28 protein-coding genes and 1 pseudogene are annotated in these 25,231 nt (G+C 66.0%); 15 read left to right on the top strand and 14 right to left on the bottom strand.

Translation table 11 applies throughout. The features are described from left to right. Nucleotides 1–81: 81 nt before the first annotated feature. Both ACE3SL_RS08585 and panC read right to left on the bottom strand, forming a co-directional pair. Nucleotides 82–396, bottom strand: coding sequence for a hypothetical protein (locus ACE3SL_RS08585; protein WP_374525324.1), 315 nt, complete (start codon nt 394–396; stop codon nt 82–84). A gap of 141 nt (nt 397–537) precedes the next feature. Then, entirely contained in the window at nt 538–1,377 is an 840-nt protein-coding gene (panC, locus tag ACE3SL_RS08580) for a pantoate--beta-alanine ligase (RefSeq protein WP_374525323.1), read from the bottom strand. 83 nt (nt 1,378–1,460) lie between these two features. On the opposite strand from panC, the gene ACE3SL_RS08575 reads away from it, so the two are divergent. The 6 genes from ACE3SL_RS08575 (at nt 1,461) to ACE3SL_RS08550 (ending at nt 7,011) form a co-directional block, all read left to right on the top strand. Beyond that, nucleotides 1,461–2,270 carry a division plane positioning ATPase MipZ gene (locus ACE3SL_RS08575; RefSeq protein ID WP_374525322.1) on the top strand — a complete coding sequence of 270 codons (810 nt, stop codon included), beginning with the start codon at nt 1,461–1,463 and terminating at the stop codon, nt 2,268–2,270. Between the two features lie 28 nt (nt 2,271–2,298). Beyond that, nucleotides 2,299–3,681, top strand: coding sequence for a phosphoglucomutase/phosphomannomutase PgmG (gene pgmG, locus ACE3SL_RS08570; protein WP_374525321.1), 1,383 nt, complete (start codon nt 2,299–2,301; stop codon nt 3,679–3,681). A 122-nt stretch (nt 3,682–3,803) separates the two neighbouring features. Continuing rightward, on the top strand, nt 3,804–4,616 hold the full coding sequence (gene lptB, locus ACE3SL_RS08565) for an LPS export ABC transporter ATP-binding protein (RefSeq protein ID WP_374525320.1): 813 nt from the start codon (nt 3,804–3,806) through the stop codon (nt 4,614–4,616). Between the two features lie 14 nt (nt 4,617–4,630). After that, nucleotides 4,631–6,091 carry an RNA polymerase factor sigma-54 gene (gene rpoN, locus ACE3SL_RS08560; protein WP_374525319.1) on the top strand — a complete coding sequence of 487 codons (1,461 nt, stop codon included), beginning with the start codon at nt 4,631–4,633 and terminating at the stop codon, nt 6,089–6,091. Nucleotides 6,092–6,183: 92 nt separating this feature from the next. Beyond that, complete coding sequence (gene ykgO / locus ACE3SL_RS08555; protein ID WP_003046794.1) at nt 6,184–6,309, top strand: type B 50S ribosomal protein L36; 126 nt, start codon at nt 6,184–6,186, stop codon at nt 6,307–6,309. Nucleotides 6,310–6,402: 93 nt separating this feature from the next. Further along, complete coding sequence (locus ACE3SL_RS08550; RefSeq protein ID WP_374525318.1) at nt 6,403–7,011, top strand: HAD family hydrolase; 609 nt, start codon at nt 6,403–6,405, stop codon at nt 7,009–7,011. Nucleotides 7,012–7,039: 28 nt separating this feature from the next. Here ACE3SL_RS08550 and ACE3SL_RS08545 read toward each other — a convergent pair whose 3' ends face one another. Continuing rightward, nucleotides 7,040–9,178, bottom strand: coding sequence for a S9 family peptidase (locus ACE3SL_RS08545; protein ID WP_374525350.1), 2,139 nt, complete (start codon nt 9,176–9,178; stop codon nt 7,040–7,042). A gap of 83 nt (nt 9,179–9,261) precedes the next feature. Here ACE3SL_RS08545 and ACE3SL_RS08540 point away from each other — a divergent pair, with 83 nt between their 5' ends. The 5 genes from ACE3SL_RS08540 (at nt 9,262) to ACE3SL_RS08520 (ending at nt 13,905) form a co-directional block, all read left to right on the top strand. After that, nucleotides 9,262–11,100 (top strand): aminopeptidase P family protein, encoded by a 1,839-nt coding sequence (locus tag ACE3SL_RS08540; RefSeq protein WP_374525317.1) that lies wholly within the window; start codon nt 9,262–9,264, stop codon nt 11,098–11,100. 7 nt (nt 11,101–11,107) lie between these two features. Beyond that, nucleotides 11,108–11,557, top strand: a complete 450-nt coding sequence (locus ACE3SL_RS08535) for an acyl-CoA thioesterase (protein ID WP_374525316.1) — start codon at nt 11,108–11,110, stop codon at nt 11,555–11,557. Nucleotides 11,558–11,820: 263 nt separating this feature from the next. Next, a complete protein-coding gene (locus tag ACE3SL_RS08530) occupies nt 11,821–12,294 on the top strand; it encodes a hypothetical protein (protein WP_374525315.1) in 474 nt (157 codons plus the stop codon). 29 nt (nt 12,295–12,323) lie between these two features. After that, entirely contained in the window at nt 12,324–13,268 is a 945-nt protein-coding gene (ribD, locus tag ACE3SL_RS08525) for a bifunctional diaminohydroxyphosphoribosylaminopyrimidine deaminase/5-amino-6-(5-phosphoribosylamino)uracil reductase RibD (protein WP_374525349.1), read from the top strand. A gap of 19 nt (nt 13,269–13,287) precedes the next feature. Further along, on the top strand, nt 13,288–13,905 hold the full coding sequence (locus ACE3SL_RS08520) for a riboflavin synthase (RefSeq protein ID WP_374525314.1): 618 nt from the start codon (nt 13,288–13,290) through the stop codon (nt 13,903–13,905). Here the strand turns inward: ACE3SL_RS08520 and ACE3SL_RS08515 are convergent. From ACE3SL_RS08515 to ACE3SL_RS08490, 6 genes are all read right to left on the bottom strand, one after another. After that, the gene (locus ACE3SL_RS08515; protein WP_374525313.1) at nt 13,902–14,393 is read right to left on the bottom strand and encodes an MmcB family DNA repair protein; all 492 of its coding nucleotides are present in this window, start codon (nt 14,391–14,393) and stop codon (nt 13,902–13,904) included. The genes ACE3SL_RS08520 and ACE3SL_RS08515 overlap by 4 nt on opposite strands. A 112-nt stretch (nt 14,394–14,505) precedes the next feature. Then, the gene (gene ssb, locus ACE3SL_RS08510) at nt 14,506–15,063 is read right to left on the bottom strand and encodes a single-stranded DNA-binding protein (protein ID WP_374525312.1); all 558 of its coding nucleotides are present in this window, start codon (nt 15,061–15,063) and stop codon (nt 14,506–14,508) included. Between the two features lie 32 nt (nt 15,064–15,095). After that, nucleotides 15,096–16,961 (bottom strand): ferrous iron transporter B, encoded by a 1,866-nt coding sequence (locus ACE3SL_RS08505; RefSeq protein ID WP_374525311.1) that lies wholly within the window; start codon nt 16,959–16,961, stop codon nt 15,096–15,098. A 10-nt stretch (nt 16,962–16,971) separates the two neighbouring features. Then, nucleotides 16,972–17,220, bottom strand: coding sequence for a FeoA family protein (locus ACE3SL_RS08500; protein WP_374525310.1), 249 nt, complete (start codon nt 17,218–17,220; stop codon nt 16,972–16,974). A 57-nt stretch (nt 17,221–17,277) separates the two neighbouring features. After that, a complete protein-coding gene (locus ACE3SL_RS08495) occupies nt 17,278–17,943 on the bottom strand; it encodes a COQ9 family protein (protein WP_374525309.1) in 666 nt (221 codons plus the stop codon). Between the two features lie 5 nt (nt 17,944–17,948). Further along, the gene (locus tag ACE3SL_RS08490; protein WP_374525308.1) at nt 17,949–18,869 is read right to left on the bottom strand and encodes a DMT family transporter; all 921 of its coding nucleotides are present in this window, start codon (nt 18,867–18,869) and stop codon (nt 17,949–17,951) included. A gap of 113 nt (nt 18,870–18,982) precedes the next feature. Between ACE3SL_RS08490 and ACE3SL_RS08485 the strand changes: the two genes are divergently transcribed. Further along, on the top strand, nt 18,983–20,068 hold the full coding sequence (locus ACE3SL_RS08485; RefSeq protein WP_374525307.1) for an alkene reductase: 1,086 nt from the start codon (nt 18,983–18,985) through the stop codon (nt 20,066–20,068). Between the two features lie 137 nt (nt 20,069–20,205). On the opposite strand, the gene ACE3SL_RS08480 is transcribed toward ACE3SL_RS08485, so the two are convergent. The 4 genes from ACE3SL_RS08480 to ACE3SL_RS08465 are packed head-to-tail and all read right to left on the bottom strand — an operon-like array spanning nt 20,206 to nt 23,200. Beyond that, the gene (locus ACE3SL_RS08480; RefSeq protein WP_374525306.1) at nt 20,206–20,832 is read right to left on the bottom strand and encodes a hypothetical protein; all 627 of its coding nucleotides are present in this window, start codon (nt 20,830–20,832) and stop codon (nt 20,206–20,208) included. Further along, a complete protein-coding gene (gene ribH, locus ACE3SL_RS08475; protein WP_295321834.1) occupies nt 20,825–21,250 on the bottom strand; it encodes a 6,7-dimethyl-8-ribityllumazine synthase in 426 nt (141 codons plus the stop codon). The genes ACE3SL_RS08480 and ribH overlap by 8 nt, the downstream gene beginning before the upstream one ends. After that, on the bottom strand, nt 21,250–22,527 hold the full coding sequence (ribB, locus tag ACE3SL_RS08470; RefSeq protein WP_374525305.1) for a 3,4-dihydroxy-2-butanone-4-phosphate synthase: 1,278 nt from the start codon (nt 22,525–22,527) through the stop codon (nt 21,250–21,252). Before ribB ends, ribH begins: the two co-directional genes overlap by 1 nt. Before the next feature lie 55 nt (nt 22,528–22,582). Beyond that, on the bottom strand, nt 22,583–23,200 hold the full coding sequence (locus tag ACE3SL_RS08465) for an ankyrin repeat domain-containing protein (RefSeq protein WP_374525304.1): 618 nt from the start codon (nt 23,198–23,200) through the stop codon (nt 22,583–22,585). Between the two features lie 104 nt (nt 23,201–23,304). Here ACE3SL_RS08465 and ACE3SL_RS08460 point away from each other — a divergent pair, with 104 nt between their 5' ends. The 3 genes from ACE3SL_RS08460 to ACE3SL_RS08450 are packed head-to-tail and all read left to right on the top strand — an operon-like array spanning nt 23,305 to nt 25,095. After that, complete coding sequence (locus ACE3SL_RS08460) at nt 23,305–23,949, top strand: SCO family protein (RefSeq protein ID WP_374525303.1); 645 nt, start codon at nt 23,305–23,307, stop codon at nt 23,947–23,949. Continuing rightward, nucleotides 23,946–24,386: a YcgN family cysteine cluster protein gene (locus ACE3SL_RS08455; protein WP_374525302.1), complete on the top strand. Its 441-nt coding sequence runs from the start codon at nt 23,946–23,948 to the stop codon at nt 24,384–24,386. Before ACE3SL_RS08460 ends, ACE3SL_RS08455 begins: the two co-directional genes overlap by 4 nt. Continuing rightward, nucleotides 24,367–25,095, top strand: coding sequence for a M48 family metallopeptidase (locus ACE3SL_RS08450; protein ID WP_374525301.1), 729 nt, complete (start codon nt 24,367–24,369; stop codon nt 25,093–25,095). The genes ACE3SL_RS08455 and ACE3SL_RS08450 overlap by 20 nt, the downstream gene beginning before the upstream one ends. A 16-nt stretch (nt 25,096–25,111) precedes the next feature. Here the strand turns inward: ACE3SL_RS08450 and ACE3SL_RS08445 are convergent. Continuing rightward, nucleotides 25,112–25,231 (bottom strand): annotated as a pseudogene (locus tag ACE3SL_RS08445) (IS5/IS1182 family transposase); the annotation flags it as partial.

Genomic DNA, 25,231 nt, shown 5'->3' with positions numbered 1-25,231 from the left:
CCCGGACTTGATCCGGGGTCCTGACCAGAGCCGCTGGATGGATGCCGGATCAAGTCCGGCATGACGAAAAGATATGGACAGTTACGCCGCGAAGCGCCGCGCTGCCGGGCGGCGGGCGGTTTCGTCTAGCCACGCACGCGCCTGGCGCTGGGCTTCGGCAATTTCGTCGCGGCTCATTTCGTCGGACAGGTCGGCGCGGCATCGCTGGCCTTCCCGGTTGCCGCCGAGCGCAGCGAGATTGAACCATTTATGCGCCTGCACCAGATCGACATCGACACCGCCGGTCCCGGTGGAAAAAGCGATGCCGAGATCGAAATAGGCGTTGGCGTCGCCGCGCGCCGCATCGAGCAGACGGCTTTCGATCAGAAACTGGGCAGACTTCAGACTGTTCGCCATGATAACCCCCTTTGCCTCCACCCCACATGGAGACCTCGGGCCCCAAAGTTACGGCTTATGGTCAACAAAGCGTTAACGAGGATTCGACTTTTTTGTGGATATCACCGAGAAGGCCTGGAAATCCGCCGCTTCGGGCGTCAATCAATCCACCGCGAGATTGTCGATTAGGCGGGTTTTCCCGATGCGCGCCGCGGCGAGCAGGCGCGCGGGCTTGCGGAAAAGGCCCAGTCTTTCCAGACTGTCGGCGTCGGCGAGCGCGACATAATCGACGCCGTCGAAGCCGCCAGCGACGATGTCGGCTTCAGCCCTCGCAAGTGCTTCGGCGACGTCGGCGCCGCTGCCGATAGCCTTCGCCGCCGCTTTCAGCGCATTCGGCAAAGCGACGGCCGCGGCGCGCTGTTCCTCCGACAGATAGGCGTTGCGCGACGACAGCGCGAGGCCGTCGGCATCGCGCGCGATCGGCGCCCCCAAAATGTCGATCGCGAAGTCGAGATCGCGCGCCATGCGGCGGATGATCGCGAGCTGCTGCCAGTCCTTTTCGCCGAAGATGGCGACGTCCGCGCGGACCTGGTTGAACAGCTTCGACACGACCGTCGCGACGCCGTCGAAATGGCCGGGGCGTGCGGCGCCGCAATAGTCGGCGCCGAGCTCGGCGACCTCGATATGCGTCGAATGGCCGGCCGGGTACATCGTCGCGACTTCGGGCGCCCAGAGCAGCGCGACGCCTTCCTGCGCGAGCAGCGCGGCATCGCGCGCCTCGTCGCGCGGATAGGCGGCGAAATCCTCGTTCGGCCCGAACTGGGTCGGATTGACGAAGAGCGACACGACGACATGGTCGGCGACGCGCTTGCCCATCCGGACGAGCGACAGATGCCCCTCGTGCAGCGCGCCCATGGTGGGCACGAGCGCGACGCTCTTGCCGCCCTGCTTCAGTGCCGAAACGGCACGGCGCAGCATGGCGATGTCACGGATGATTTGCACGCTTGCCCGCCCTCCGATATTGGCGGCGCAATCGCCACCCCATGCGGCTGCCATGCGCCGCCAACAGGAAAATCGCAACGCTCATGACGACGCCCGCCCCGCACCGCATCATCTTTGCCAATGAAAAGGGCGGGACCGGCAAATCGACCTGCGCGGTGCATTTCGCGGTCGCGCTCGCGAGCCAGGGCTGGCGGGTCGCCGGCATCGACCTCGACCCGCGTCAGCGCACCTTCCACCGCTATCTCGAGAATCGCCAGAATACCGCGAAGCGCCGCGAAATCGAGCTCCCGACCCCGCGCTTCGAGGTGTTCACCGGTTCGACGATCGAGGAACTCGACGAACAGGTCGCGCGCCTTTCCGAAGGCGCCGATTATTTCGTCGCCGACACGCCCGGCCGCGACGACGTCTTCGCACGCCACCTCGCGACAACCGCCGACACGCTCGTCACCCCGATCAACGACAGTTTCATCGACTTCGACCTGATCGGCCAGGTCGATCCCGAAACCTTCCAGGTCACCCGCCCGAGCTTCTATTCGGAACTGATCTGGGACACGCGCAAGGCGCGTGCGAAGAGCGACGGGCGGACGATCGACTGGATCATCCTGCGCAACCGCCTCCAGCATGTCGATGCGCACAATATGCGCCGCGTCGGCGAGGCGCTGACCCAGCTGTCGCGCCGCGTCGGCTTCCGCGTCATTCCGGGGCTCGGCGAGCGCGTGATCTATCGCGAACTTTTCCCCGCTGGTCTCACCCTGCTCGACAAGGCGCACCTCGGCGGCATGGGGATCGGCCATGTCGTCGCGCGGCAGGAACTTCGCGAGGCGATGGGCGGACTGAACCTTCCGGCGCGCGAGCGGTTGCATCCGGACGGCGATCTGTTCGCCGCCGCCTGACCGCCTTCTCTCCCCAAGAGGATCAGCCATGACCCACAATTTCCACCCGACGATGCTCCGCGAATATGACATCCGCGGGGTCGTTGGCGATACGCTGTCCGGCAAGGACGCCTATGCCATCGGGCGCAGCTTCGCGACGCTGATCGCGCGCGCGGGCGGCAAGCGGGTCGCGGTGGGGTATGACGGGCGCTTGTCATCGCCGATGCTCGCCGGAGCGCTGATCGAGGGGATCAACGCCGCAGGGATCGATGCGCTGAACGTGGGCCTCGGACCGACACCGATGCTCTATTATGCCGCGTCAACCGAGGATGTGGACGGCGGCATACAGATAACCGGCAGCCACAACCCCCCCGACTATAACGGCTTCAAGATGGTGTTTCAGGGGCGTCCCTTCTTCGGTGCCGACATTCAGCGGATCGGCGAACTCGCCGCCGCGGGCAACTGGGAGAGCGGCAACGGCACGGCGGAGAGCCTCGACATCGTCGATGCCTATGTCGACCGGCTCGTCGAAGGCTTCGCGGGCGGCGCCTTCCGCATCGGCTGGGACGCCGGCAACGGCGCCGCGGGGACCGTCATCGAGAAGCTGACCGCGCGGCTGCCGGGCGAGCATCATCTTCTTTACACCGATATCGACGGCCATTTCCCGAACCACCACCCCGATCCCACCGAAGAGAAGAACCTCGCCGATCTGAAAAAGCTCGTCGCCGAGAAGAGCCTCGACTTTGGCGTCGCTTTTGATGGAGACGGCGACCGCATCGGCGCGATCGACGGTCAGGGCAGGGTGATCTGGGGCGACCAGCTCTTGCAAATCTATGCTGCTGCGGTGTTGCGCGATTTGCCCGGCTCGACGGTGATCGCCGACGTGAAGGCGAGCCAGGCGCTGTTCGACCGCGTCGCCGAACTCGGCGGCAAGCCGCTGATGTGGAAGACCGGGCATAGCCTGATCAAGGCGAAGATGAAGGAAACCGGCTCTCCTCTGGCGGGTGAGATGAGCGGGCATATCTTCTTCGCCGACGCCTATTATGGCTATGACGATGCGCCCTATGCCGCGGTGCGGCTGATCGAGGCGGCGACCAAGCTCGGCAAGAGCGTGACCGAACTGCGTGGCGACATGCCCGCGATGGTCAATACCCCCGAACTGCGCTTCCAGGTCGACGAGGTGCGCAAATTCGCCATTGTGGACGAGGTTCTGGAACGGCTCACAGCGGCGGGCGCGACGGTCGACCGCACCGACGGCGCGCGGGTGCTGACCGACGACGGCTGGTGGCTGCTCCGCGCCTCCAACACGCAGGACGTGCTCGTCGCGCGCGCCGAGGCGAAGAACGAGGCGGCGCTGGCGCGGCTGATGGCGGCGATCGACGAGCAGCTCGCGCTATCGGGCATCGCGCGTGGACCGCAGGCCGATCACTAGATCCTGATCCTAGCCGCGCCGAAAGCTGCTCCGGGACCGCCCTGCAAATATCTTGCCAGATTGACCTTCGCTGCGTCGCTGGGGTAACGCGCGCAGGGGGCTAGAACGGAACCGACCAGTTTATGACCGACGACGCGACCGCTACCACGATTGCCGAAGGCGACCACGGGATCAGCGAACACCGGGCGCATGTCCAGGAGGACGCTGCCGCCGGCAACGGACTCGCGGTCATCTCGATCGCCAAAAGCTATGACAAGCGCGTCGTCCTCTCCGATGTGTCGCTGTCGGTCGGCAAGGGCGAGGTCGTCGGGCTGCTCGGTCCGAACGGCGCAGGCAAGACGACCTGCTTCTATTCGATCATGGGGCTGGTGAAGCCCGACGCCGGGCGCATCATGCTCGACGGTGCCGACATCACCGCGCTGCCGATGTACCGGCGCGCGATCCTCGGTCTCGGCTATCTGCCGCAGGAAACCTCGATCTTTCGCGGCATGACCGTCGAACAGAATATCGCTGCGGTGCTCGAACTCGCCGAACCCGACAAGGTCGCGCGCGAGCGCCGGCTCGAGGAACTGCTCGACGAATTCGGCCTTGCGCGGCTGCGCGACGCCTCGGCGATGGCGCTGTCGGGCGGCGAGCGCCGCCGCGCCGAGATCGCGAGCGCGCTTGCGGCCAACCCGTCGATCATCCTGCTCGACGAACCCTTCGCGGGCATCGATCCGCTGTCGATCAGCGACATTCGCGACCTCGTCGCCGACCTTAAGAATCGGGGCATCGGCGTGCTGATCACCGACCATAATGTGCGCGAGACGCTCGACCTCGTCGATCGCGCCTGCATCATCTACGACGGCAAGGTGCTGCTCGCCGGCTCGCCCGAAGAGCTCGTCGCCGACCCCGAGGTCCGCCGCCTCTACCTCGGCGAGGGCTTCTCCCTGTGAGTTTCTAGCCGCCGATGGCGTTGGGTCCGCGCCTCGATTTACGCCAGTCGCAATCGCTGGTGATGACGCCGCAGTTGCAGCAGGCGATCAAGCTGCTTGCGCTGTCGAATCTCGAACTCGAATCCTATCTGGCCGAGGCGCTCGAGGGCAATCCGCTGCTCGACACCGCGTCGGGCGATCAGGACGGGGGCGGCCCCGACGAACAGGGGGGCGAGGCGTCTGTCGCCGCCGTTTCGGGCGAAACCGGGACCGATCAGGCGCTTTCCTCCGACGCGGGCACCGCCGACGATCTCGACGTCGATTTTGGCGAAGAGCGGTTTCACCACGACAGCGCCAGCGATTCGGTCGGTCTCTCGGGCTCGGGCGAGGACATCGATTTCGACAGCTTCGCAGACCATGACGGCACGCTTCACGACCATCTTCTCGCACAGGTCGGCGAGCGTTTTGACGGGATCGAGGCGATCGTCGCGGCGCAGCTTGTCGCGCTGATCGACGAGGCGGGCTATCTGCGCGCCGACCTCACCGAACTTGCGGTGCAGCTCGGAGTGCCGCTGGCGCTGGTCGAAGCGGTGCTGGCCGGCATTCAGCTTTTCGACCCCTCGGGGGTGGGCGGGCGCGACCTTGCCGAATGTATCGCGATCCAGGCGCGCGAGGCCGACCGCTATGACCCCGCGATGGCGACGATGATCGCGCATCTCGATCTCGTCGCGAAGGGCGCCTTCCCTCAGCTCAAGCGTATCTGCGGCGTCGATGACGAGGATCTCGCCGACATGATCCGCGAGCTGCGCGCCTACGATCCCAAGCCCGGCCTTAAATTCGGCGGCGAGGGCGCGCAGGCGGTCGTCCCCGACCTCTTCGTCCGCCAGACCGCGAAGGGCTGGGCGGTCGAGGTCAACAGCGGCACCTTGCCGCGCCTGCTCGTCAACCGGCGCTATTATACCGAGCTGGCGCAGGGCGCGGCGGCGAAGAGCAAGGCATGGCTGTCCGAACAGCTGGCGGGCGCCAACTGGCTCGTCCGCGCGCTCGACCAGCGCCAGCGCACGATCGTCAAGGTCGCGAGCGCGATCGTGAAGCAGCAGGAGGGGTTTTTCCTGCACGGGGTCGCGCATATGCGGCCGTTGACGCTGCGGCAGGTCGCCGAGGAGATCGGCATGCACGAATCGACCGTCAGCCGCGTGACGAGCAACAAATATCTCAGCTGCGCGCGCGGGTTGTTCGAACTCAAATATTTCTTCTCGTCGGGTATCGCGGCGACCGAGGGCGACGGCGCGGTGTCGGCCGAGGCGGTGAAGAGCCGGATCAAGGCGATGATCGAGGCCGAGGACGCAAAAGCGATTCTCTCCGACGAAACGATCGCGCAAAAACTCTCCGCCGAGGGCCACGATATCGCGCGGCGCACCGTGGTCAAATATCGCGAGGCGATGGGCTATGGCTCCTCGGTGCAGCGGCGGCGGCAAAAGGCGCTGGCCGGGTGACGAAATATGGGCGCGGAGCGGTTGACTTTTCGGCCGCTTCCCCATAGTTGCGCCGCTTCGCGTAGCAACGCCAAGATTTACGGACAGAGATCATGAAGATTCGCAACAGCCTGAAGTCGCTGAAGGACCGCCACCGGGATAACCGCGTTATCCGCCGCCGTGGCCGTACCTATGTGATCAACAAGACCAACCGCCGCTTCAAGGCGCGCCAGGGCTAAACGCCCTGCCGGGACATTGTCCCGCGCGCATAGCCAAGTTAGCGTGACGCCGTCGGATGCTTCCGGCGGCGCTTTCACGTGTCTGGGGCAGTCATGATTCGCCAAAGCGTGATCTTCGACGTCGGCCGCGTCCTCTTCGACTGGGACCTGCGCTATTTGTTCGCGAAGCTGATCGACGACAGAGGCGAGCTTGAATGGTTCGTGACCCATGTCGTTACGCCCGAATGGCATTTCCAGCACGACGCCGGCCGCCCGCTCGCCGCGATGCTGCCCGAGCTGAAGGCTGAATTCCCCGATCGCGCGCCGTTGATCGACGCCTATGCGGCGCGCTTCAACGAGACGATCCCCGGTCCGATGCCCGGCAGCCTCGAACTCGTCGAGCGGCTCGACGCCGCTGGCGTGCCGCTCTTTGCAATCACCAATTTCGGCCGTGAGTTCTGGGAAGGCTTCCGCCCGACCCAGCCGGTCTTCGATCGCTTTCGCGACATCCTCGTTTCGGGCATCGAACGACTGACGAAGCCAGATCCGGCGATCTACCGCCTCGCGATCGAACGGTTCGGCATCGACCCCGCAGGCGCGCTGTTCATCGACGATGTCGCCAATAATATCGCGGGCGCCGAATCGGTCGGCATCGCGGGACATCAATTCGTGGATGCCGGGACGCTGGAGCGTGAGTTGGTTGGGCTAGGCTATCTCACCTAACCTCCACGGAGATGACGGAATGAAAAACCTATTTCTCCACCCCGAGCTGCGTCAGCACGAAGGCGAACTCCTCGGCATCCTCGTGCAGTGAACCCCAGCGGCCCGATTTGCCCGCGTGGCCGGCGCCCATGTTGGTGCGGAGGAGGAGCGTCGCATCGTTCGTCCGCGTCGCGCGCAGTTTGGCGACCCATTTGGCGGGCTCCCAATAGGTCACGCGCGGGTCGTTGAGGCCCGCCGACACCAGCATCGGCGGATAGGCTTTGGCGGTGACATTGTCGTAGGGGCTGTAGCTCAGCATATAGTCGAACGCCGCCTTGTCGGTGACGGGATTGCCCCATTCGGGCCATTCGCCCGGGGTCAGCGGCAGCGTTTCATCGACCATCGTGTTAATGACGTCGACGAAGGGCACCCCCGCGAGCACCGCACCCCATAGTTCGGGCGCCTCGTTATAAACTGCGCCCATCACCTGTCCGCCCGCCGAGCGGCCCTCGATCGAGATCTTGCCGGCGCTGGTATAGCCCTTTGCGATCAGTCCCTTCGCGACGTCGATGAAATCGTTGAACGTGTTCTTGCGGTGATTGGTCTTGCCCGCGAGATACCAGGCGCGCCCGAGGTCATCGCCGCCGCGGACATGCGCGATCGCATAGATCATCCCGCGATCGACGAGGCTGAGCCGCGTCGTCGAAAAGCCCGGCGGAACGCGATAGCCGTAGCTGCCATAGGCATAGAGATGCATCGGGGCGCTGCCGTCGAGCTTCGTCCCCTTCTTGTAGACGAGCGAGGCGGGAATCATCGTCTTGCCGTCGCGGCTCGGCAGGTTAACCAATTCGGTTATATACTGTGTTGAATCATAACTAGAAGGGATTTCCTGGACCTTCAGCGTCTCGAGCTTTCCGGTCGCAAGGTCGTAATCATAAACGGTATCGGGGGTGACCATCGACTCATAGTCGAGGCGCAGCTTGTCCTGATGATATTCGGGATTGTCGCCGAGCCCTGCGACATAGGTGGCCTCCGGAAACTGAATCCGGCCGGGGGTCAGCGGTGCGTCATATGTGCGGACATCGACCTGATCGAGCCCATCCTCGCGGCTTTCGAGGACGAAATAGTCGCGGAACACCGAGAAGCCGGTGATGTAGCTGTGGTCCGACCCCGGAATCAGTGTCGTCCACTTTCCCGGATTCTTCACGCTCGCGGTCGCGACACGGAAGTTCGGATGCTCGTCGTTGGTGTGGATATAGAGCGTGCCGTCACGCTCATCGACGCTGTACTCGCGGCCCTTCTGCCGCGCCGAGACGAGCTGCATCGGGGCTTCGGGATTGTCGGCGGGGAGCAGATAGACCTCGCTCGTCTCGTTATCGCCCGTCGCGATGACGATATAATTGTCGGCGGCGGTCTTGCCGATCCCGACCCCGAAACCGATGTCGGGCTCCTTGTAGAGCAATTTGTCTTGGCCGACCGGGCTGCCGAGCTTGTGCAGCCGCACATTGTCGGTGCGCCAATTCTCGTTCGCCAGACCATAGAGGATCGCGTCGTTACCCGCGGTCCACACGAGCGACGACAGCGTGCCGGGGATGACATCGGGGAGCAGTTCGCCGGTGTCGAGATTGCGGATGCGCGCCTCGAAGCGTTCGGAGCCATTGTCGTCGAACGAATAGGCCATCAGCTTGCCGTTCGGGCTGATTGACAGCTCGGCGAGGCGGAAATATTCCTTGCCGCCGGCCATTGCCACTTCATCGAGAATCAGCTGGGTTTCGCCCCCCGCGACGGGTTTCCGATACCATTTCTTATATTCGGCGCCCTCTTCATATTCGACCCAGTAGAGCCAGTCGCCGTCCTTTTGCGGCACGCTCGAATCGGCCTCCTTGATGCGGCCCTTCATCTCCTGGAACAGCGTCTCGACCAGCTTGGCGTGCGGCTTCATCGCCGCATCGAAATAGGCATTCTCGGCCTTCACATAATCGAGGATGTCTTTGTCATCGACAACCGGATAGCTCTGGTCGCGCAGCCAGAAGTACGGATCGGACAGGGTTTCGCCGTGCAGCGTCAATAGGTGCGGCCGCTTGTCGGCAACCGGAGCGGCTGGGTTGTTGGTCAATATTGTCTCTTTCTCTTCGGCGAAGGCACTTGGGGTGGCGACAAGCAGGGTGGTAATTGCGGCCAGAAACATCCAAATAGCGCGCATCACGAGACCCCCGCAGCATCGCCCCCGGTGGGCAGGATCGGCTGCGATGTAGGAACAAGGAACCAGCCATGTCCAGCCCCGTCCCCGGCACAATTTACGGCGAACGCCTCGCCCGCGTCCGCGCCGAACTGAAAGCGCGCGGCCTCGACGGTTTCGTCGTGCCGATCAGCGACGAACATATGAGCGAATATGTCGGCGCCTATGCGCAGCGCATGGCGTGGCTGACGGGGTTCGGCGGCTCGGCAGGAACCGCGGCGGTGCTGCCCACGAAGGCCGCGGTGTTCGTCGACGGGCGCTATACCGTGCAGGTGCGCGATCAGGTCGACGGGTCGCTGTTCGACTATGTCGGCGTGCCGCAGTCGAGCGTCGCCGAATGGCTCGGCGCGAACGTCAGTGCGGGGCAGAAGGTCGGCTACGACCCCTGGCTCCACAGCATCGACTGGGCGCGCGGGCTGGAGCGCGCGCTGGCGGCGAAGGGCGCGAGCCTTGTCGCGGTGACGCCCAACCCGCTCGATGCGGCGTGGGACGACCAGCCCGCGCCGAGCGATGCGGTGGTGACGGTCCATGATGCCGCGCTCGCCGGCCAGAGCGCGGTCGAGAAGCGGGAGATCATCGCCGACTGGCTGAAGGCGAAGGGCCTCGACACCACCGTGATGACCGCGCTCGATTCGATCGCCTGGACCTTCAACATTCGCGGCACCGACGTCAGCCACACGCCGGTGGGCCTCGCCTTCGCGCTGCTCCATGCCGATGCGACCGCCGACCTGTTCATCGCGCCCGAAAAGGTCACCGACGCCGTGCGCGCGCATCTCGGCAACAGCGTGCGGATTCACGATCGCGACGCGTTCGAGGCAGCGCTCGCCGACCTTGCGGGCAAGAAGGTGGCGGTCGACCCCGACCGCGCCGTCGCGGCGATCTTCACCGCGCTCGAAGCGGCGGGCGCGAAGATCGAACGCCACCGCGACCCCGCAGTGCTGCCCAAGGCGATCAAGAACGCCACCGAACTCGACGGCACCCGCGCCGCCCACGTCCGCGACGGGGTCGCGGTCGCGCGCTTCCTCAAATGGATGGAGGAGGTCGCGCCGCAGGGCGGGCTCGACGAACTCGGCGCGGCGGCGAAGCTGCGCGCGTTCCGCGACGACAGCGGCGTGCTCAGGGATCTGTCGTTCGACACCATTTCGGCCGCCGGCCCGAACGGTGCATTGCCGCACTACAAGGTCGACGAGACGACCAACCGCGCGATCGAAACGGGGACGCTCTACCTCGTCGATTCGGGCGGCCAATATGCCGACGGCACGACCGATATCACGCGCACGATCGCGATCGGCACCCCGACCGCCGAGATGCGCCGCCGCTTTACGCAGGTCTTGAAGGGCCATATCGCGCTGGCGACCGCGCGTTTCCCCAAGGGGACGCGCGGCAGCCAGCTCGACATTCTCGCGCGCCAATATCTCTGGGCCGACGGGGTCGATTATGCGCATGGCACGGGTCACGGCGTCGGGACCTATCTTGCGGTCCACGAAGGGCCGCAGCGCATCGCCAAGCCCGCGGGCGGGCAGGCGGGGACCGAGGAACCGCTCCACGCGGGGATGATCCTCTCGAACGAGCCCGGCTATTACAAGGCGGGGCATTTCGGCATTCGGATCGAGAATCTCGTGATCGTCACCGCGCAGCGCATCGCGGGGGCCGAGGAGGAGATGCTGGGGTTCGAGACGATCACCTTCGCACCGATCGCGCAGAACCTTGTCGATGTGGCACTGTTGTCGCCCGCCGAAGCCGACTGGCTCGATGCCTATCACGCCGAGGTGCTCGCAAAGCTGGGCGCAGACATGGCGGGCGAGGAGCGCGACTGGCTCGAGGCGGCGTGCGCGCCGCTCGACCGCACCCCCGCCGCGCTCGCCGCCTGAGGCCGCGATGGAGCAGGTTCCGCTCGGTGATTTTCGCGTCCGCGAGACGGTGCGCGTGCGTTTCAACGAGATCGACGGCCAGAATATCGTCTTCAACGCCCATTATCTGGTCTATGCCGACATCGGGGTGACCGAATATTTCCGCGCGCTCGGGGAAGGGCAGCCCGGCCCCTATTTTCACCAATATGGTACAGACATTCGCGAGACGCATTGCGAGATCGCCTATCATGCTCCTGCGCGGCTCGACGAGCTGATTATAATCGCGGCGCGTGTCAGCCGGTTCGGGCGGACGAATTTCACGCTCCATTGCGGAATCTTTCGCGATTCAGAGCGGCTTACCGATATCGAGATCCGCTATGCGCATATCGACAGCGACAGCGGGCAACCCACGCCGCTTCCGGGCAGCTTCATCGCCGAAGTGCGGCGATTCGAAGCGCGAACGCCGGCGCAAGATTGAAATCGAATCACCGAATCGACCCTCTCAACCAAAAAAGTCGAAAAAAAGGCCGCCCGAGGGCGGCCTTTGAAAGTTTTTGGGAGAGGATGCCTAAAAGGCAAGTGTGATATTGCACTGCACAATGATTTCCGCAACTGCGAAATGAGCATCCGTAGTTGCATTTTTTGCAATCTTTGCGGCGTGGATAGCCATTGCGTGCAATCGCGGCCCCTGCATCGTGGCTCGCAATATCGATCGACATCGCTTAAATTGAGCACATGGGAATGTTCAATAATATGGATGTCACCGGCGGCCTCAGCGATTTCTGGGGCTATATCCGCGAACCGCGCCCGCATCGCTGGGCGATATGGGGCGTGGCGATCGCGTTGACGTACCTGATCTTTCACGGCGTCTCGGAGTATCTGATCCCCTATGAGAAGCCGAAGCCGCAGATCGTCTATTTCGAAAATTGGAAAGCGACGCGGAGCGAAGGCGAGGTTCGCGCCGACTGGGTCGCGCGTGCGAAGGAAACGACGCGGCTCAACGCCGAAAAGCGCGCCGAATATCAGCGGCTCGCGAAGAGCCTGGGGATCGATTATGATTCGACCGAGGCTGACCGGTTGACGCGTGAGACGCTGGGCGATGCCGCGACCACCGAGGCGATGAAGAGACCCGAGCCGGTGCAGACGCATTCGACCCTGGCGGAACGTGCGGCGCGCGGGCCGCATGCGGCGCCGACGGCCAAGCCCCGGCCCTGATGCAGTCTTCACATACCGACGCCGACTGGATGGCCGCGACGATCGCTCTGTCGCGGCGCGGCCGGCCCGCGTCGGCGCCGAATCCGACCGTCGGCTGCATCCTCGTCAAGGATGGGCGCGTCGTTGCGCGCGGCTGGACACAGGCGGGCGGGCGGCCGCACGCCGAAGCGGTGGCGCTCGCGGCGGCGGGAGAGGCGGCGCGCGGCGCGACCGCTTATGTCAGCCTCGAGCCCTGCGCACACACCAGCACGCGCGGTCCGGCGTGTAGCGATTCGCTGATCGCCGCCGGGGTCGCGCGCGTCGTCATCGCCGCGCAGGATCCCGATCCGCGGACCGATGGTGTCGGGATCGCGCGGTTGCGGGAGGCGGGGGTCGAGGTTCTGTTCCATGTGATGCCTGCCGAAGCGCGCGCCGCGATGGCGCCGTGGTGGACGCGGCAGACCCTCGGGCGGCCCTTCGTGACGCTAAAGCTCGCGACTTCGCTCGATGGCTGCATCGCGATGGCTGACGGGTCGAGCCGCTGGATCACCGGCGACCGCGCCCGTGCGCACGGGCATCTCGAGCGCGCGATGCATCAGGCGATCCTCGTCGGGCGCGGGACGTTCGAGGCCGACGCGCCGAAGCTCGATGTGCGCTTGCCGGGGCTGAAAGAACGGAGCCCGCAAAAACTCATGCTGACGCGCCGCGCCGCGCCCGATGGCTGGACCGCCGTCGCCTCGCCCGAGGCGATCGGCGGCGTCGATTCGCTGCTCGTCGAGGGCGGCGCCGGGGCGGCCTCGGCCGTCCTCGCCGCCGACCGTGTCGATCGCCTGCTCCTCTACCGCGCGCCGATCCTGATCGGCAGGGGCAAAGCGGCGCTCGACGACATCGGCCTTGCCAATCTTGCCGACGCGCACGGCCGGTGGCGGCTCGCCGACAGCCGGATGCTTGGCAGCGACCGGCTCGACGTCTACGAGCGCGCCAGAGAAGGATAGGCGGAAGGATAAGCGACCCATGTTCACCGGCATCATCACCGACATCGGCACCATCCGCAGCCGCGAAGACCGCGGCGACACCCGGCTCGTCATCGCGACGCGCTACGAAGTCGACGGCATCGACCTCGGCGCGTCGATCGCCTGTTCGGGCGCGTGCCTGACGGTGGTCGATAAAGGCCGGGACAGCGGCGGCAACTGGTTCGCGATCGATGCGAGCGCCGAAACGCTCGTCCGCACCGCACCGGGGATGTGGGACGCGGGACGCCGCCTCAACCTTGAGCGGGCACTGAAGATCGGCGATGAGCTTGGCGGGCATATCGTCACCGGCCACGTCGATGCGGTCGGTCGGATCGTCGCGGTCGAATCTGTCGGCGACAGCGTCAAGGTGACGGTCGAGGCACCGGCCGAACTCGCACCGCATATTGCGCCCAAGGGGTCGATTACGCTCGACGGCGTGTCGCTGACTGTCAACGAGGTCATCGACCAGCCGGACGGCACCGCGCATTTCACGCTCAACATCATCCCGCACACACAGGAGATGACGACGCTGAACGAAGCGGCGGCGGGACGGCCGGTGAATCTGGAAATCGACGTCCTTGCACGCTATCTCGCGCGGATGCAGGCGCGCGGCGCCTAGCCCTCGATCCAGCTCGCCGCCAGTTCGGGGTCGGCCGCGATCATCGAGCGGCGCATTGCGAGCCGGCCGATACGGAGCAGTTCGGCCTTGCGCCGTGCCGGGGCGAGATTGCAGTTCGCGGCTTCACGCACGACCGCCGCGCTATAGCGGTCAGCGACGATCAGTCCCGAGGTTTCGGGGCGATAATCTGGGGTTTCCAGAATCGCCGGGTCGAGCCCCGCCGCCAGCGCCCAATAGAAGCGGTCGCACCAGTCGCAATAGTCGGGCCATTTGCCGTCGCCGTGCAGGTCGGCCCGGTTGACCTTGATCTCGACGATCGTGATATGGCCTTTGGCATCGATCGCGGTGAGGTCGGTGCGCCGCCCGTTGGGGAGCGTCACCTCTGGAATCGCGACGAGCCCCTGCTGCGCGAACAGCCGACACACGCCGCGTGCGACGTCCGCGGCGGTAATTCCGATTTCGGCACCGGCAAGTCCTGCCACGGTCATACCCTACATCGTTCGCCCTGAGCTTGTCGAAGGGCGGCTCTTCTTTCCCGCGGCGTCACAAGAAAGGACAGTGCTTCGACAAGCTCAGCACGAACGGGGCTGAGTTCTGGCCTCAGAAGGGGACGTCGTCGTCCAGATCGTCGTCGAAGGGCGGACGGCCGCCGCCGCTCGACCCGCCGCCGCCCTGGTTCCAGCCGCCGCCCGAGCTTCCGCCGCCGGACGAGCCGCCCTGATCCCAGCCGCCACTCGAACCTCCCGAGCTACCGCCGCCCTGGCCCCAGCTATCGCCGCCGCCGCGCGAGCCGCCACCGCCGCCCGGCGCGCCGTCGAGCATGGTCAGCGTGCCGCCCATGCCCGCGATGACGACTTCGGTCGTATAGCGATCGTTGCCGTCGCGGTCCTGCCACTTGCGGGTACGAAGCGAGCCTTCGATGTAAACCTTCGAGCCCTTCTTGAGGTAGCGTTCGACCACGCCGACCAGCCCGTCGCCGTTGATCACGACATTATGCCATTCGGTGCGCTCCTTGCGCTCGCCGGTCATCCGATCTTTCCACTGTTCGCTGGTCGCGATGCGGATATTGGCGATCTTGCCGCCGTTCTGGAACGACTTGATTTCGGGATCGGCGCCCAGATTGCCGATGAGAATAACCTTGTTGACGCTGCCAGCCATCGCCGCTCCGCTCCGCTTGAAGTTTGGGAGGATCAGCCGAGTCCGAAGGCGACGGCCGTCCAGTAAGTGATACCAGCAGCGACATAGGCGAGTGCGAACAAATAGCCAACCATGAAGAGGGGCCATTTCCACCCGTTGGTCTCGCGCCGGGTGATCGCGATCGTCGATATGCACTGCGGCGCGAAGACGAACCAGGCGAGGAAGGCGAGCGCGGTCGCGAGGCTCCACTTGCCCTGCAAAGTGGCGCCGAGCTTTTCCGACATCTTCTCCTCGTCGTCGCCCGCGTCGATCGCATTGGCGGTCGCCATCGCCGACACCGCGACCTCGCGCGCCGCCATCGCGGGGATCAGCGCGACCGCGATGTCGTGGTTGAAGCCGATCGGTTTCACCAGCACCTCGAGCCCGCTCGCGATGCGGCCGCCGACGCTATATTCGACCTGGCTCAGCGCGCTGTCGGCGGGCACTTTGGGATAACTCAGCAGAAGCCACAGCACCACCGTCGTCCCCGCGATGATCGTGCCGGCGCGGCGCAGGAAAATCCACGCGCGCTGCCACAAAGCGATCACGATGTCGCCCGCGCGCGGCCATTGATAGCGCGGCATCTCCATCATGAAGCCCGCGGCATTGCCCTTGGTCACCGAGCGGCGGAGGATCCAGGCGACGAGCAGCGCGCCCACGATTCCGCTCAGGAACAGGCCGAACAGGACGAGGCCCTGCAGCCCGATCGGCAGGCCGCCGACATTGCGCGCGGGGATGAAGGCGCCGATGACCAGCGCATAGACGGGCATTCGCGCCGAACAGGTCATCAACGGCGCGATCAGGATCGTCGTCAGCCGGTCCTTCTCGTCAGGGATCGAGCGCGTCGCCATGATGCCCGGCACTGCGCAGGCGAAGCTGGAGAGAAGCGGGATGAAACCGCGCCCCGACAATCCGACCTTGCCCATCAGCCCGTCCATCAGAAAGGCGGCGCGGGTCATATAGCCCGACGCCTCGAGCAGCAGAATGAAGAGGAAGAGGATCAGAATCTGCGGCAGGAAGACGACGACCGCGCCGACGCCCGCGAGCAGGCCCTCGACGATCAGCCCGCGCAAAAAGCCGTCCGGCAGGAGATCGGTGGCCCAGCCCTGCAACACGCCGACCCCGGCTTCGAGGAAATCGGCGGGCGCCTCGGCGGCGGCGTAGACCGCCTGGAACATCACGAACATCAGCGCAAGCAGGATGACGAGACCGCCGACCGGGTGGAGCACGACCGAATCGACGCGCTGCGTCCAGCGGCGCACCGGCGTCTCGTCGATCGTCGCGGCCTTGGCGAGCGCGCGCGCGCGCTGATGAAGCGAGGCGTCGTTCTGTGGAGCGGGCATGGCTTCGCGCGGTTGATGCTTGGCGATCGCCCCATCGACCGCTTCGAGCAATTCGGCGAGCCCGCGCTTGCGCACTGCAACGGTCGGGACGACCGGGACGCCGAGTTCGCGCGAAAGCCGTTCGGGATCGAGCGTCAGCCCGTCGCGCTCGGCAAGGTCGAGCATGTTGAGCGCGACCACGGTCGGCAGCCCGAGCGCGAGCAACTCGAGCGCGAAGCAGAGGTGATTGTCGAGGTTCGCGGCATCGACGACGACGATCAGCGCGTCGGGGCGCGTCTCGCCCGCCTGCTTACCGAGCACGACATCGCGCGTCACCGCCTCGTCGAGGCTGGCGGGGGTCAGGCTGTAGGTGCCGGGAAGGTCGATCAGCGAGATCGGACGTCCGTCGGCGAAACTCGCATGGCCGGCCTTCCGCTCGACGGTGACGCCCGGATAATTGGCGATCTTCTGCCGCGCGCCGGTCAGCGCGTTGAACAGGCTCGACTTGCCCGCATTGGGATTGCCGACGAGGGCGATGGAGGGAATGGCGCCAGTCATGTCGTTCGCGTCATGCCGCGGTCTCGACCTCGATCGCCGCCGCCTGCCGGCTGCGGATGATCACCTGCATCCGCCCGATGGTGAGCGCGAGCGGGTCGCGTGAGAAAATGCTGCCGCGATGGCGCGGGGTGATCTCGCACCCTTCCATCAGCCCGAATTCGCGTAGGCGCCGCCCCTCATCCTCTGACATCGCGGCCCAGTCGATGCGGGCGATGCGCACGGCGATGCCGAGCGGCGAGGAATCGAGCTTCGCAATCATTTGCGAGCGATTATCAATAACAGCGAGGGAAGGCCAGCCCTGTTTGTAAATTAGGGCTTAGCGGCCCGGATAGCGCAGCCGCCCGACAAAGCGTGCGAGGCTCGGGCGTTCGATGCTGCGCGCGGCACGGCGATGCTTCCAGCCCTCGAAGCGCATCACGCCGTCGATGCGGCGCGCGAGGAAGGCGCGGGTGTCGGCGAGATCCTCGCTCTCGTCGTTCAGGAACACCGCCATCGTCGAGCCGTAAACCGCGCCGAGGATCGCGCGCTTGCTGTAATGATTATAGTCGGTGGCGGTGTCGCCGGCGAGGCGCCACATCAGATCGGCGGCGCGCCAGCCGAGTTTCGCCGCGTGCGGGGCATTGGTCGGCAGCGCCAGCAGTGCGAGCGCGCGGCGCAACGACTCGCGGTTGTCGGCGAGCAGGTCGACGCGCGCTTCGACGAGCGTCGTGATGCGTTCGCGAATCTTGAGCATCGCGAGCTTTTCGGCGGGCCAGCGTTCGGCCATCGCGGCGTCGATGCTCGCGAACCAGGCATCGACCATGTCGCGCGCGCCGCCGGGAAAGGCGAGCCGTGCGATGTCGGGATCGACCCCGGCGCGCTGGGCGGCATCGGTGAGCGCGGCGTCGCTGAAGCCGCCGAACGCTGCCGTTTCGGCGACCAGCGGTGCAAGCGCGGCGCGAATCTCGTCAAGCGTGGGGTCGGCGGGGAGCGTTTGGGCCATGTCCGTCAGATAGGCCGTGCGCGGCGGCTCGGCAACCGAATCAGCACCAGCGCCGCGCCGACGAGCGCGCCGCCGAAAATGTCGATGGGTCCCAGCCGCTCGCCGAACATGATCCACCCCGCGAGCGCCGCGCCCGCCGGCTGGACGAGCAGGGTCAGCCCGATCACCAGCGGCGAAAAGCGCGGCAGCGACCAGGTCATCAGCCCCTGGCCGATAATCTGGCTGGTGAGCGCGAGCAGGATCAGCGGGGTCCAGTCGTGCGGCATGACGGTTTCGCCGAGCGCCAGCGCGGTGCCGAGCAGGATCGGTATACAGACGAAGGAGGCGATCGACAGCGCGGTCCAGGGCGCGAGCGTGTCGCGGACACGCTGCATCAGGATCACATAACCGGTGTAGAGCACCCCCGCGAGCAGGCTCAACAGGTCGCCGACCAGATAGGCGGGCGAAAGCTCGTAGCTTTGGCCCATCAGCAGCGCGGCTCCCGCAAAGGCGAGGAGGATCGCGAGCGCCTGTCCGCCGCGCGGCAGCGTGCGCGTCAGGAAGATGCCCCAGAGAACGAGCAGCAGGCTGGCGCAGTTGCCGAACAGCGTCGCGTTGGCGACCTTGGTCTGCAGGATACCGAGATGCCATGCGGCGAGGTCGAGCGCGAAGAAGATGCCTGCCGCCGCGGCCACGCCGATCGCGGGGCGCGGGGGCAGCCGCCCGCCGCTCTCCCGCGCCGCCAGCGCGAACAGGAAGGGCAAGGCGATCGCCATCCGCCAGAAGGCCGAGGCGGTCGGGCCGACGCCGTCGATTTCGGCGAGGCGAACGAACATCGCGCCGACCGACAGCGCGATATTGCCCGCGAGAAGCGCGAAAAATGCCCAGCGGCCCCTGCGGGAGCTCGCCCCCTGCCCGTCGTCCACGCTTTCGATCTTCGCTGTCATTTAGATTTTCTTTTGCTACCCACCATTGTGCCGGCGCCGGGGCATCCATAGCTTCGCGGGCCATAGCGGCGACCGGCCAGGGCGTCGCGGATAAAAGTGAAAGGTGGAAAATCATGGCCGCATCACTGTTCGACCCGATTAAACTGGGCGCCATCGAGGCGCCGAACCGCATCATCATGGCGCCGCTGACCCGCGGCCGCGCCGGGCCGGGCTTTGTGCCCAACGAGCTCGCGCGCGACTATTACCGCCAGCGCGCCTCCGCGGGGCTGATCATCTCGGAAGCCACGGGCATCTCGCAGGAAGGGCTCGGCTGGCCGAGCGCTCCGGGCCTGTGGACCGACGCGCAGGTCGAGGGGTGGAAGCCCGTGACCGATGCGGTTCATGCGGCGGGCGGGCGTATCGTCGCGCAGCTCTGGCACATGGGGCGCGTCGTCCATTCGGTGTTCAACGACGGCAAGCCGCCGGTATCGGCCTCGGCGACGCAGGCGCCGGGCAAGGCGCATACGCCGGTCGGCCGGTTCGAATATGAGGTCGCGCGCCCGCTTGAACTCGGCGAAATCCCGCGCGTCATCGCCGATTATGTGAAGGCGGCCGAAAATGCGAAGAAAGCCGGCTTTGACGGGGTTCAGCTCCACGGTGCCAACGGCTATCTGATCGACCAGTTCCTGCGCGACGGCAGCAATTTGCGCGACGATGATTATGGCGGGCCGGTCGAGAACCGCATTCGCCTGCTCCGCGAAGTCGCCGAGGCGCTGATCGGCGTGTGGGGCAAGGACCGCGTCGGCGTGCGCCTGTCGCCGAACGGCGATACGCAGGGCGTCGATGACAGCGCCCCCGAAGCGCTGTTCCCCGCGGCGGCGGCGGCGCTCGACGCGCTCGGCATCGCCTTCCTCGAACTGCGCGAACCGGGTCCCAACGGCACTTTCGGGCGTACCGACGTGCCGAAACAGTCGCCGGCGATCCGGCAGGTGTTCAAGGGGCCGTTGATCCTCAACAGCGACTATGGCGTCGCCGAGGCGGAGGCAGATCTGGCGAATGGTGTTGCCGACGCGATCAGCTTCGGCCGGCCCTTCATCGGCAATCCCGACCTCGTCGAGCGGATCCGGAGCGGCGCCGACTGGTCGGCGGACAATCCGCAGACCTGGTATTCGCCGGGGCCGGAGGGCTACACCGACTATCCGGCGCTGGTCGCCGCTTAGGCTTTAGTCCTTATTAAGCAGTAGTTTGGTGTATCCCCGCAAGGCGGGGACCCATCTCCGGACGGTTAAAAATGGCGCCGACGGGAGATGGGCCCCTGCCTCCGCAGGGGCACGCGGTTCCATATCGCTGCAACCCTCTAATTCCGTTCCGCCACCGCCTTGTCGACGATGCCGGCGCCGATCGGTCCCAATATCTTGCCGCCGAACTGGAAGGCGAGAAAGGCGCCGATGAACAGCACGACCGGCGCGATGAACAGGGTCACGATCGCCGCGATCAACACGGCGAAAAACAGGGTGGTGAAACCGCCGGTCAGCACCTGCTGACCTTTCGGGCCAAGCTCGATCGTCCGCGGACCCTTTGAATCCCACCATTTCCCGGTGACGATCGTCTTGCGGCCGACCGCTTGCGTCCGCAGTGCAGGGCGCTGCGGGATGCGCGCTGGTGCGGCGGCGGGTTTCCGCGATTGATTCTTCCACGGCCGCTTGTGGTTCATCGCCGCGACGGTGGCTGCCATGGTGGGGTTCGCGGGCCGCACCGGCGCCTCGATCACCAGTTCGACGGTTTCGGGGGCAAGGTCCGCGGCCGCTTCCTCGGGCGAGCGCCGCGCCGCCGGACGGACGGGTTCGGTTCCCATACGCCGGTCATGCTCGGCCATGCGCTCGGCGGCGCTCGGCGGGGTCCGGCCGGTCTCGCGATCGATCACCACCAGCCGCCCGCCGCGTTCGACGACGGAATAGCGGCCGGGGGGCGGTCGATCAGCCAATGCCGAATTGTTCCTTCAAGGCCAGCATCGCAAGCGCAGCCTTCGCCGCCTCGCCGCCCTTATCCTTGCGCGTCTTGTCGGCGCGCGCAAGCGCCTGTTCCTCATTCTCGACGGTCAATATGCCGTTGCCGATCGCGAGCCCGTCGAGCGTCAGCGCCATGATGCCCCGCGCGCTTTCGTTCGAGACGACCTCGAAATGATAGGTCTCGCCGCGGATCACGACGCCGAGCGCGACATAGGCATCGTAACGCCCGCTGTCAGCGGCGAGCGAGATCGCCGCGGGCACTTCGAGCGCGCCGGGGACGGTCACCGTCTCGTGGCTGTGGCCTTCGGCGTCGAGCGCGCTGCGCACGCCGTCGAGCAGCATGTCGTTGAGGTGGCTGTAGAAGCGGGCTTCGACGATCAGGACATGTGCCATTATTCACTCTCTCCGGGGATCGGGCGTTCGCCGACGACTGACAGGCCATAGCCTTCGAGGCCGACGATATTGCTGTGGGTAGGGGTGAGCAATTCCATCGCATGGACGCCGAGGTCGGCAAGAATCTGGGCGCCGATACCGTAAGTGCGCAGGTCCATGCCGCCCGAGGACGGCGGGATCGCTTCGGCCTCCGCCGAGCCGGGGAGCGGACGCATCAGCATCACGATCACCCCCGCACCCGCCTCGCCGATCGCGTCCATCGAGCGCTGGAGGCGGCGCTTGCGGGGGCCGGGACGCCCCATGATGTCGTCGAAGATCGAGACAGCGTGCATTCGCACCAGCGTCACGCCCGCGGGATCGACGGGTCCCTTCTGGAGCACCAGATTGACCGAGCCGTCGACCTTGTTGCGATAGGATTTGAGGCGCCAGTCGCCGCCGTAATCCGATTCGAACGGTTCGTCGGACACGCATTCGACCAGCCGGTCGCTGCGGCTGCGATAGGCGATCAGGTCGGCGATCGTCCCGATCTTCAGCCCGTGGCGGCGGGCGATGGGGATGAGGTCGTCGAGCCGCGCCATCGTCCCGTCGTCGTTCATGATCTCGCAGATCACGCCCGAGGGGTTGAGCCCGGCGAGCCGTGCGATATCGACCGACGCCTCGGTATGGCCGGCGCGCACGAGGACGCCGCCGTCGCGCGCTATCAGCGGAAAGATATGGCCCGGCGTGACGATGTCGTCGCGGGTCTTGCCGGCGTCGATCGCGACCGCCACGGTGCGCGCGCGGTCGCCCGCCGAAATGCCGGTGGTGACACCCTCGCGCGCCTCGATCGAGGTGGTGAAGGCGGTTTCGTGGCGGGTGCCGTTGTTGCGGCTCATCAGTTCGAGCCCGAGCGTCTCGACGCGGCTGCGCGTCAGCGTCAGGCAGACGAGCCCGCGGCCGTGGGTCGCCATGAAGTTGATCGCATCGGGAGTCGCCATCTGTGCCGGGATAACGAGGTCGCCCTCATTCTCGCGATCCTCGTCGTCGACAAGGATGAACATGCGGCCGTTGCGCGCCTCGGCGATGATTTCCTCGGGCGTCGCCATCGGGGAAATGTCGCTGCCGGTCGCGAGCCAGTTCTCGAGCTTGCGCAGCGTCTCGGCGGTGGGGTTCCAGCCGTCGGAATCGATGTCGCGGAGGCTGTTGGCGTGGAGACCCGCGGCGCGCGCCAGCCCCGAGCGGGACATGGTGCCGTCTTCGACGATGGCGCGGATACGATCGATGAGCTGTGTGGACATGGCGATCATGTCTCACATCAAAATGTGATTGTCAATCCGCATATCACATTGGTAGCTATTTCGGCCCGAAGGTTGCCCCCGAATCGCGCACCGCGCCGTCCTTGGCGTTGAGCAGCGCGGTGAGCTGGCCGGTACGGTCGTCGCGCTTGGCATATTCGCGCGCCGACATGCCGGCGATATGGTCGGCCTTGTCAGGGCTGGCGCCGTTCCGGACGAGCAGCCGCACCATCGCGGCATTCTTGGCCTGCACCGCCAGGATCAGCGCGGTCTCGCCACGGCGGTTCGTCTGATCGACGGGCGCCTTGGCCTCGAGCAGCGTTTCGGCGCCTTCGGTGAAATTCATCAGCGCGCAGTGCATCAGCGGGGTTACGCCCTGACGGTCGGCGATCGAGGGATCGGCATTCTTGCTGACCAGAAAGCGCAGCCAGGTCGCGTCGCGCCGCTTGGCGACGATGATCAGCGCGGTCTCGCCGGTGTCGGGGTTGCGCGTGTTGACGAAGGAGGGATCGTCCTTCAGCGCGTCGGTCGCCTTGGTGCCGTCGCGGCTGTCGACCGCCTGCAGGAAGCCATAGGCGCCGCGGAACTGGGCGAGCGCCGGAGCGCTCAGCGAGCCTGCCGCGACCGCGGTCAGCAGGACCAGAGAGGCAAGGCGGATATCCGCGCGTCGGAACATGGTGGGCGACCCCTCGCAAATGATGTCGTCGTCACGACAAGGTAAAATTGTCGTCGTCACGACAGTGGTTGATTTTCACCGGCTAGCCGATCAAGGCTGGCCCCATGATGAATATCGCAAACATGGGGCGAAAGCTGGCCCGGTCAAGTGCTCTCCTGCTGATGACCGCGATGCTCGCGGCGTGCAATGCCTCGTCCGATGCGCCTGCCGGCGAACCGCCGCTCGCGGGGGCGAAGATCGGCGGGCCGTTCACCTTGACCGATCAGGACGGCAAGACGGTCCGCGACAGTGATTTCGCGGGCAAATACCGCCTCGTCTATTTCGGTTACAGCTATTGCCCCGACATCTGCCCGGTCGATCTGCAGAAGCTGATGCGCGGCCTCGCCGCGTTCGAGAAGAGCGATGCGGTGCGCGGCGCCAAGGTCGCGCCGATGTTCATCACCGTCGATCCCGAACGCGACACGCCCGCGGCGCTGAAAGCGTTCGTCAGCCGCTATCACCCGCGGTTGATCGGCCTCACCGGCACGCCCGAGCAGATTGCGGCGGTCGCCAAGGCCTATGTCGTCACCTACAACAAGGTGCCGGGATCGGCACCCGGCCGTTATCTGATGGCGCACAGCCAGCTCGCCTTCCTGATGGACCCGGCGGGCAAGCCGCTCGCGCTGCTGCCGCTCGACGACCCCTCGACCGACGCCGACGAAGGCGCTCCCGAGAAGGTCGCCGCCGAGCTGGCGAAGTGGGTGAAATGAGCCCGGCCGGGCGCCGCTTCTGGGAAGCGCCGCTCGCCAGCCTCGACGCCGGCGAGTGGGAGGCCTTGTGCGACGGCTGCGGCAAATGCTGCCTCCACAAGCTCGAAGATGAGGATAGTGGGCGCATTTATCCGACCAATGTCGCGTGCCGCCTGCTCGACCTTTCGACCGCGCGCTGCGGCGATTACAAGCATCGCCGCCGCCATGTTCCCGATTGCCTGACGCTGACCAAGGCGAAGGTCGCCGACATCGAATGGCTGCCGCAGACCTGCGCCTATCGACTGCGTGCCGAGGGCGAGCCGCTGCCCGACTGGCATTATCTGGTCTGCGGAGATCGGGAGGCGGTGCACCACGCCGGCGAATCGATCGTCGGCTGGACGGTTGGTGAGGATATGGCGGGGCCGCTGGAGAATCATCTTGTCGAACGCGTCGTCTGATCTTCGCGACGAGCGCCCGCAGATCTGGGTGGGCGAAACCCCATGGCCGGTGCGGCTCGTCCACCATGCCCAGTCGCGCCGTTACAAGCTGATCTTCGACGGAGCGCGCGGCGAGCTCCGGCTTACCTTGCCGCGCCGCGCGAATGCCGCGCGCGCGCTCAAATGGGCGAGCGAACAGCAGGACTGGTTGAAGACCCAGGTCGGAAAGGCCGATGCGCCGGTATATGTGGGGCCGGGCCAAGCTGTCCCCATGTTCGGTACGCTCCGCCGGGTCGATTGGAATCCCGCCGTGCCGCGCGCGGTCCGGCTACGCGACGATGTCCTCTTGGTCGGTGGCCCGGAGGAGACGGTCGGTCGCCGGATCGAGCGCTGGCTCAGGGCCGAGGCGCTTGAGGTGATGACGCGCGAGAGCCGCGAGATCGCGGACCGCGCGGGGCTGCGCGTCGGCCGCATCGGGGTCGGCGATCCGCGCAGCCGCTGGGGGAGCTGCACCCACGATGGGGACCTGCGCTATAGCTGGCGACTGGTGATGGCGCCCGATCATGTCCGCCGCGCGACCGTCGCGCACGAGGTCGCGCATTTGCGGCACATGGACCACAGCCCGGCCTTTCACGCGCTGGTCGATGAACTGCACGACGGCGATGTCGCCGCCGCGCGCGCCTGGCTGCGCCGTGAGGGGCGCGGGTTGCATCGCTATCGGTTTGGCTAGGGTCAGGACTCATTGATCAGAGCCAGAAGATGACAGTGGCAGCGAGGGCGACGGCGGAGAAGAAGGCCTTCGGGCACCGATCGTAGCGGGTTGCGACGCGGCGCCAGTCTTTCAGGCGACCGAACATAATCTCAAT

This window comes from Sphingopyxis sp. (assembly GCF_041916015.1).
GTDB lineage: Bacteria > Pseudomonadota > Alphaproteobacteria > Sphingomonadales > Sphingomonadaceae > Sphingopyxis.
This window is presented reverse-complemented; position numbering and strand designations above follow the sequence as displayed.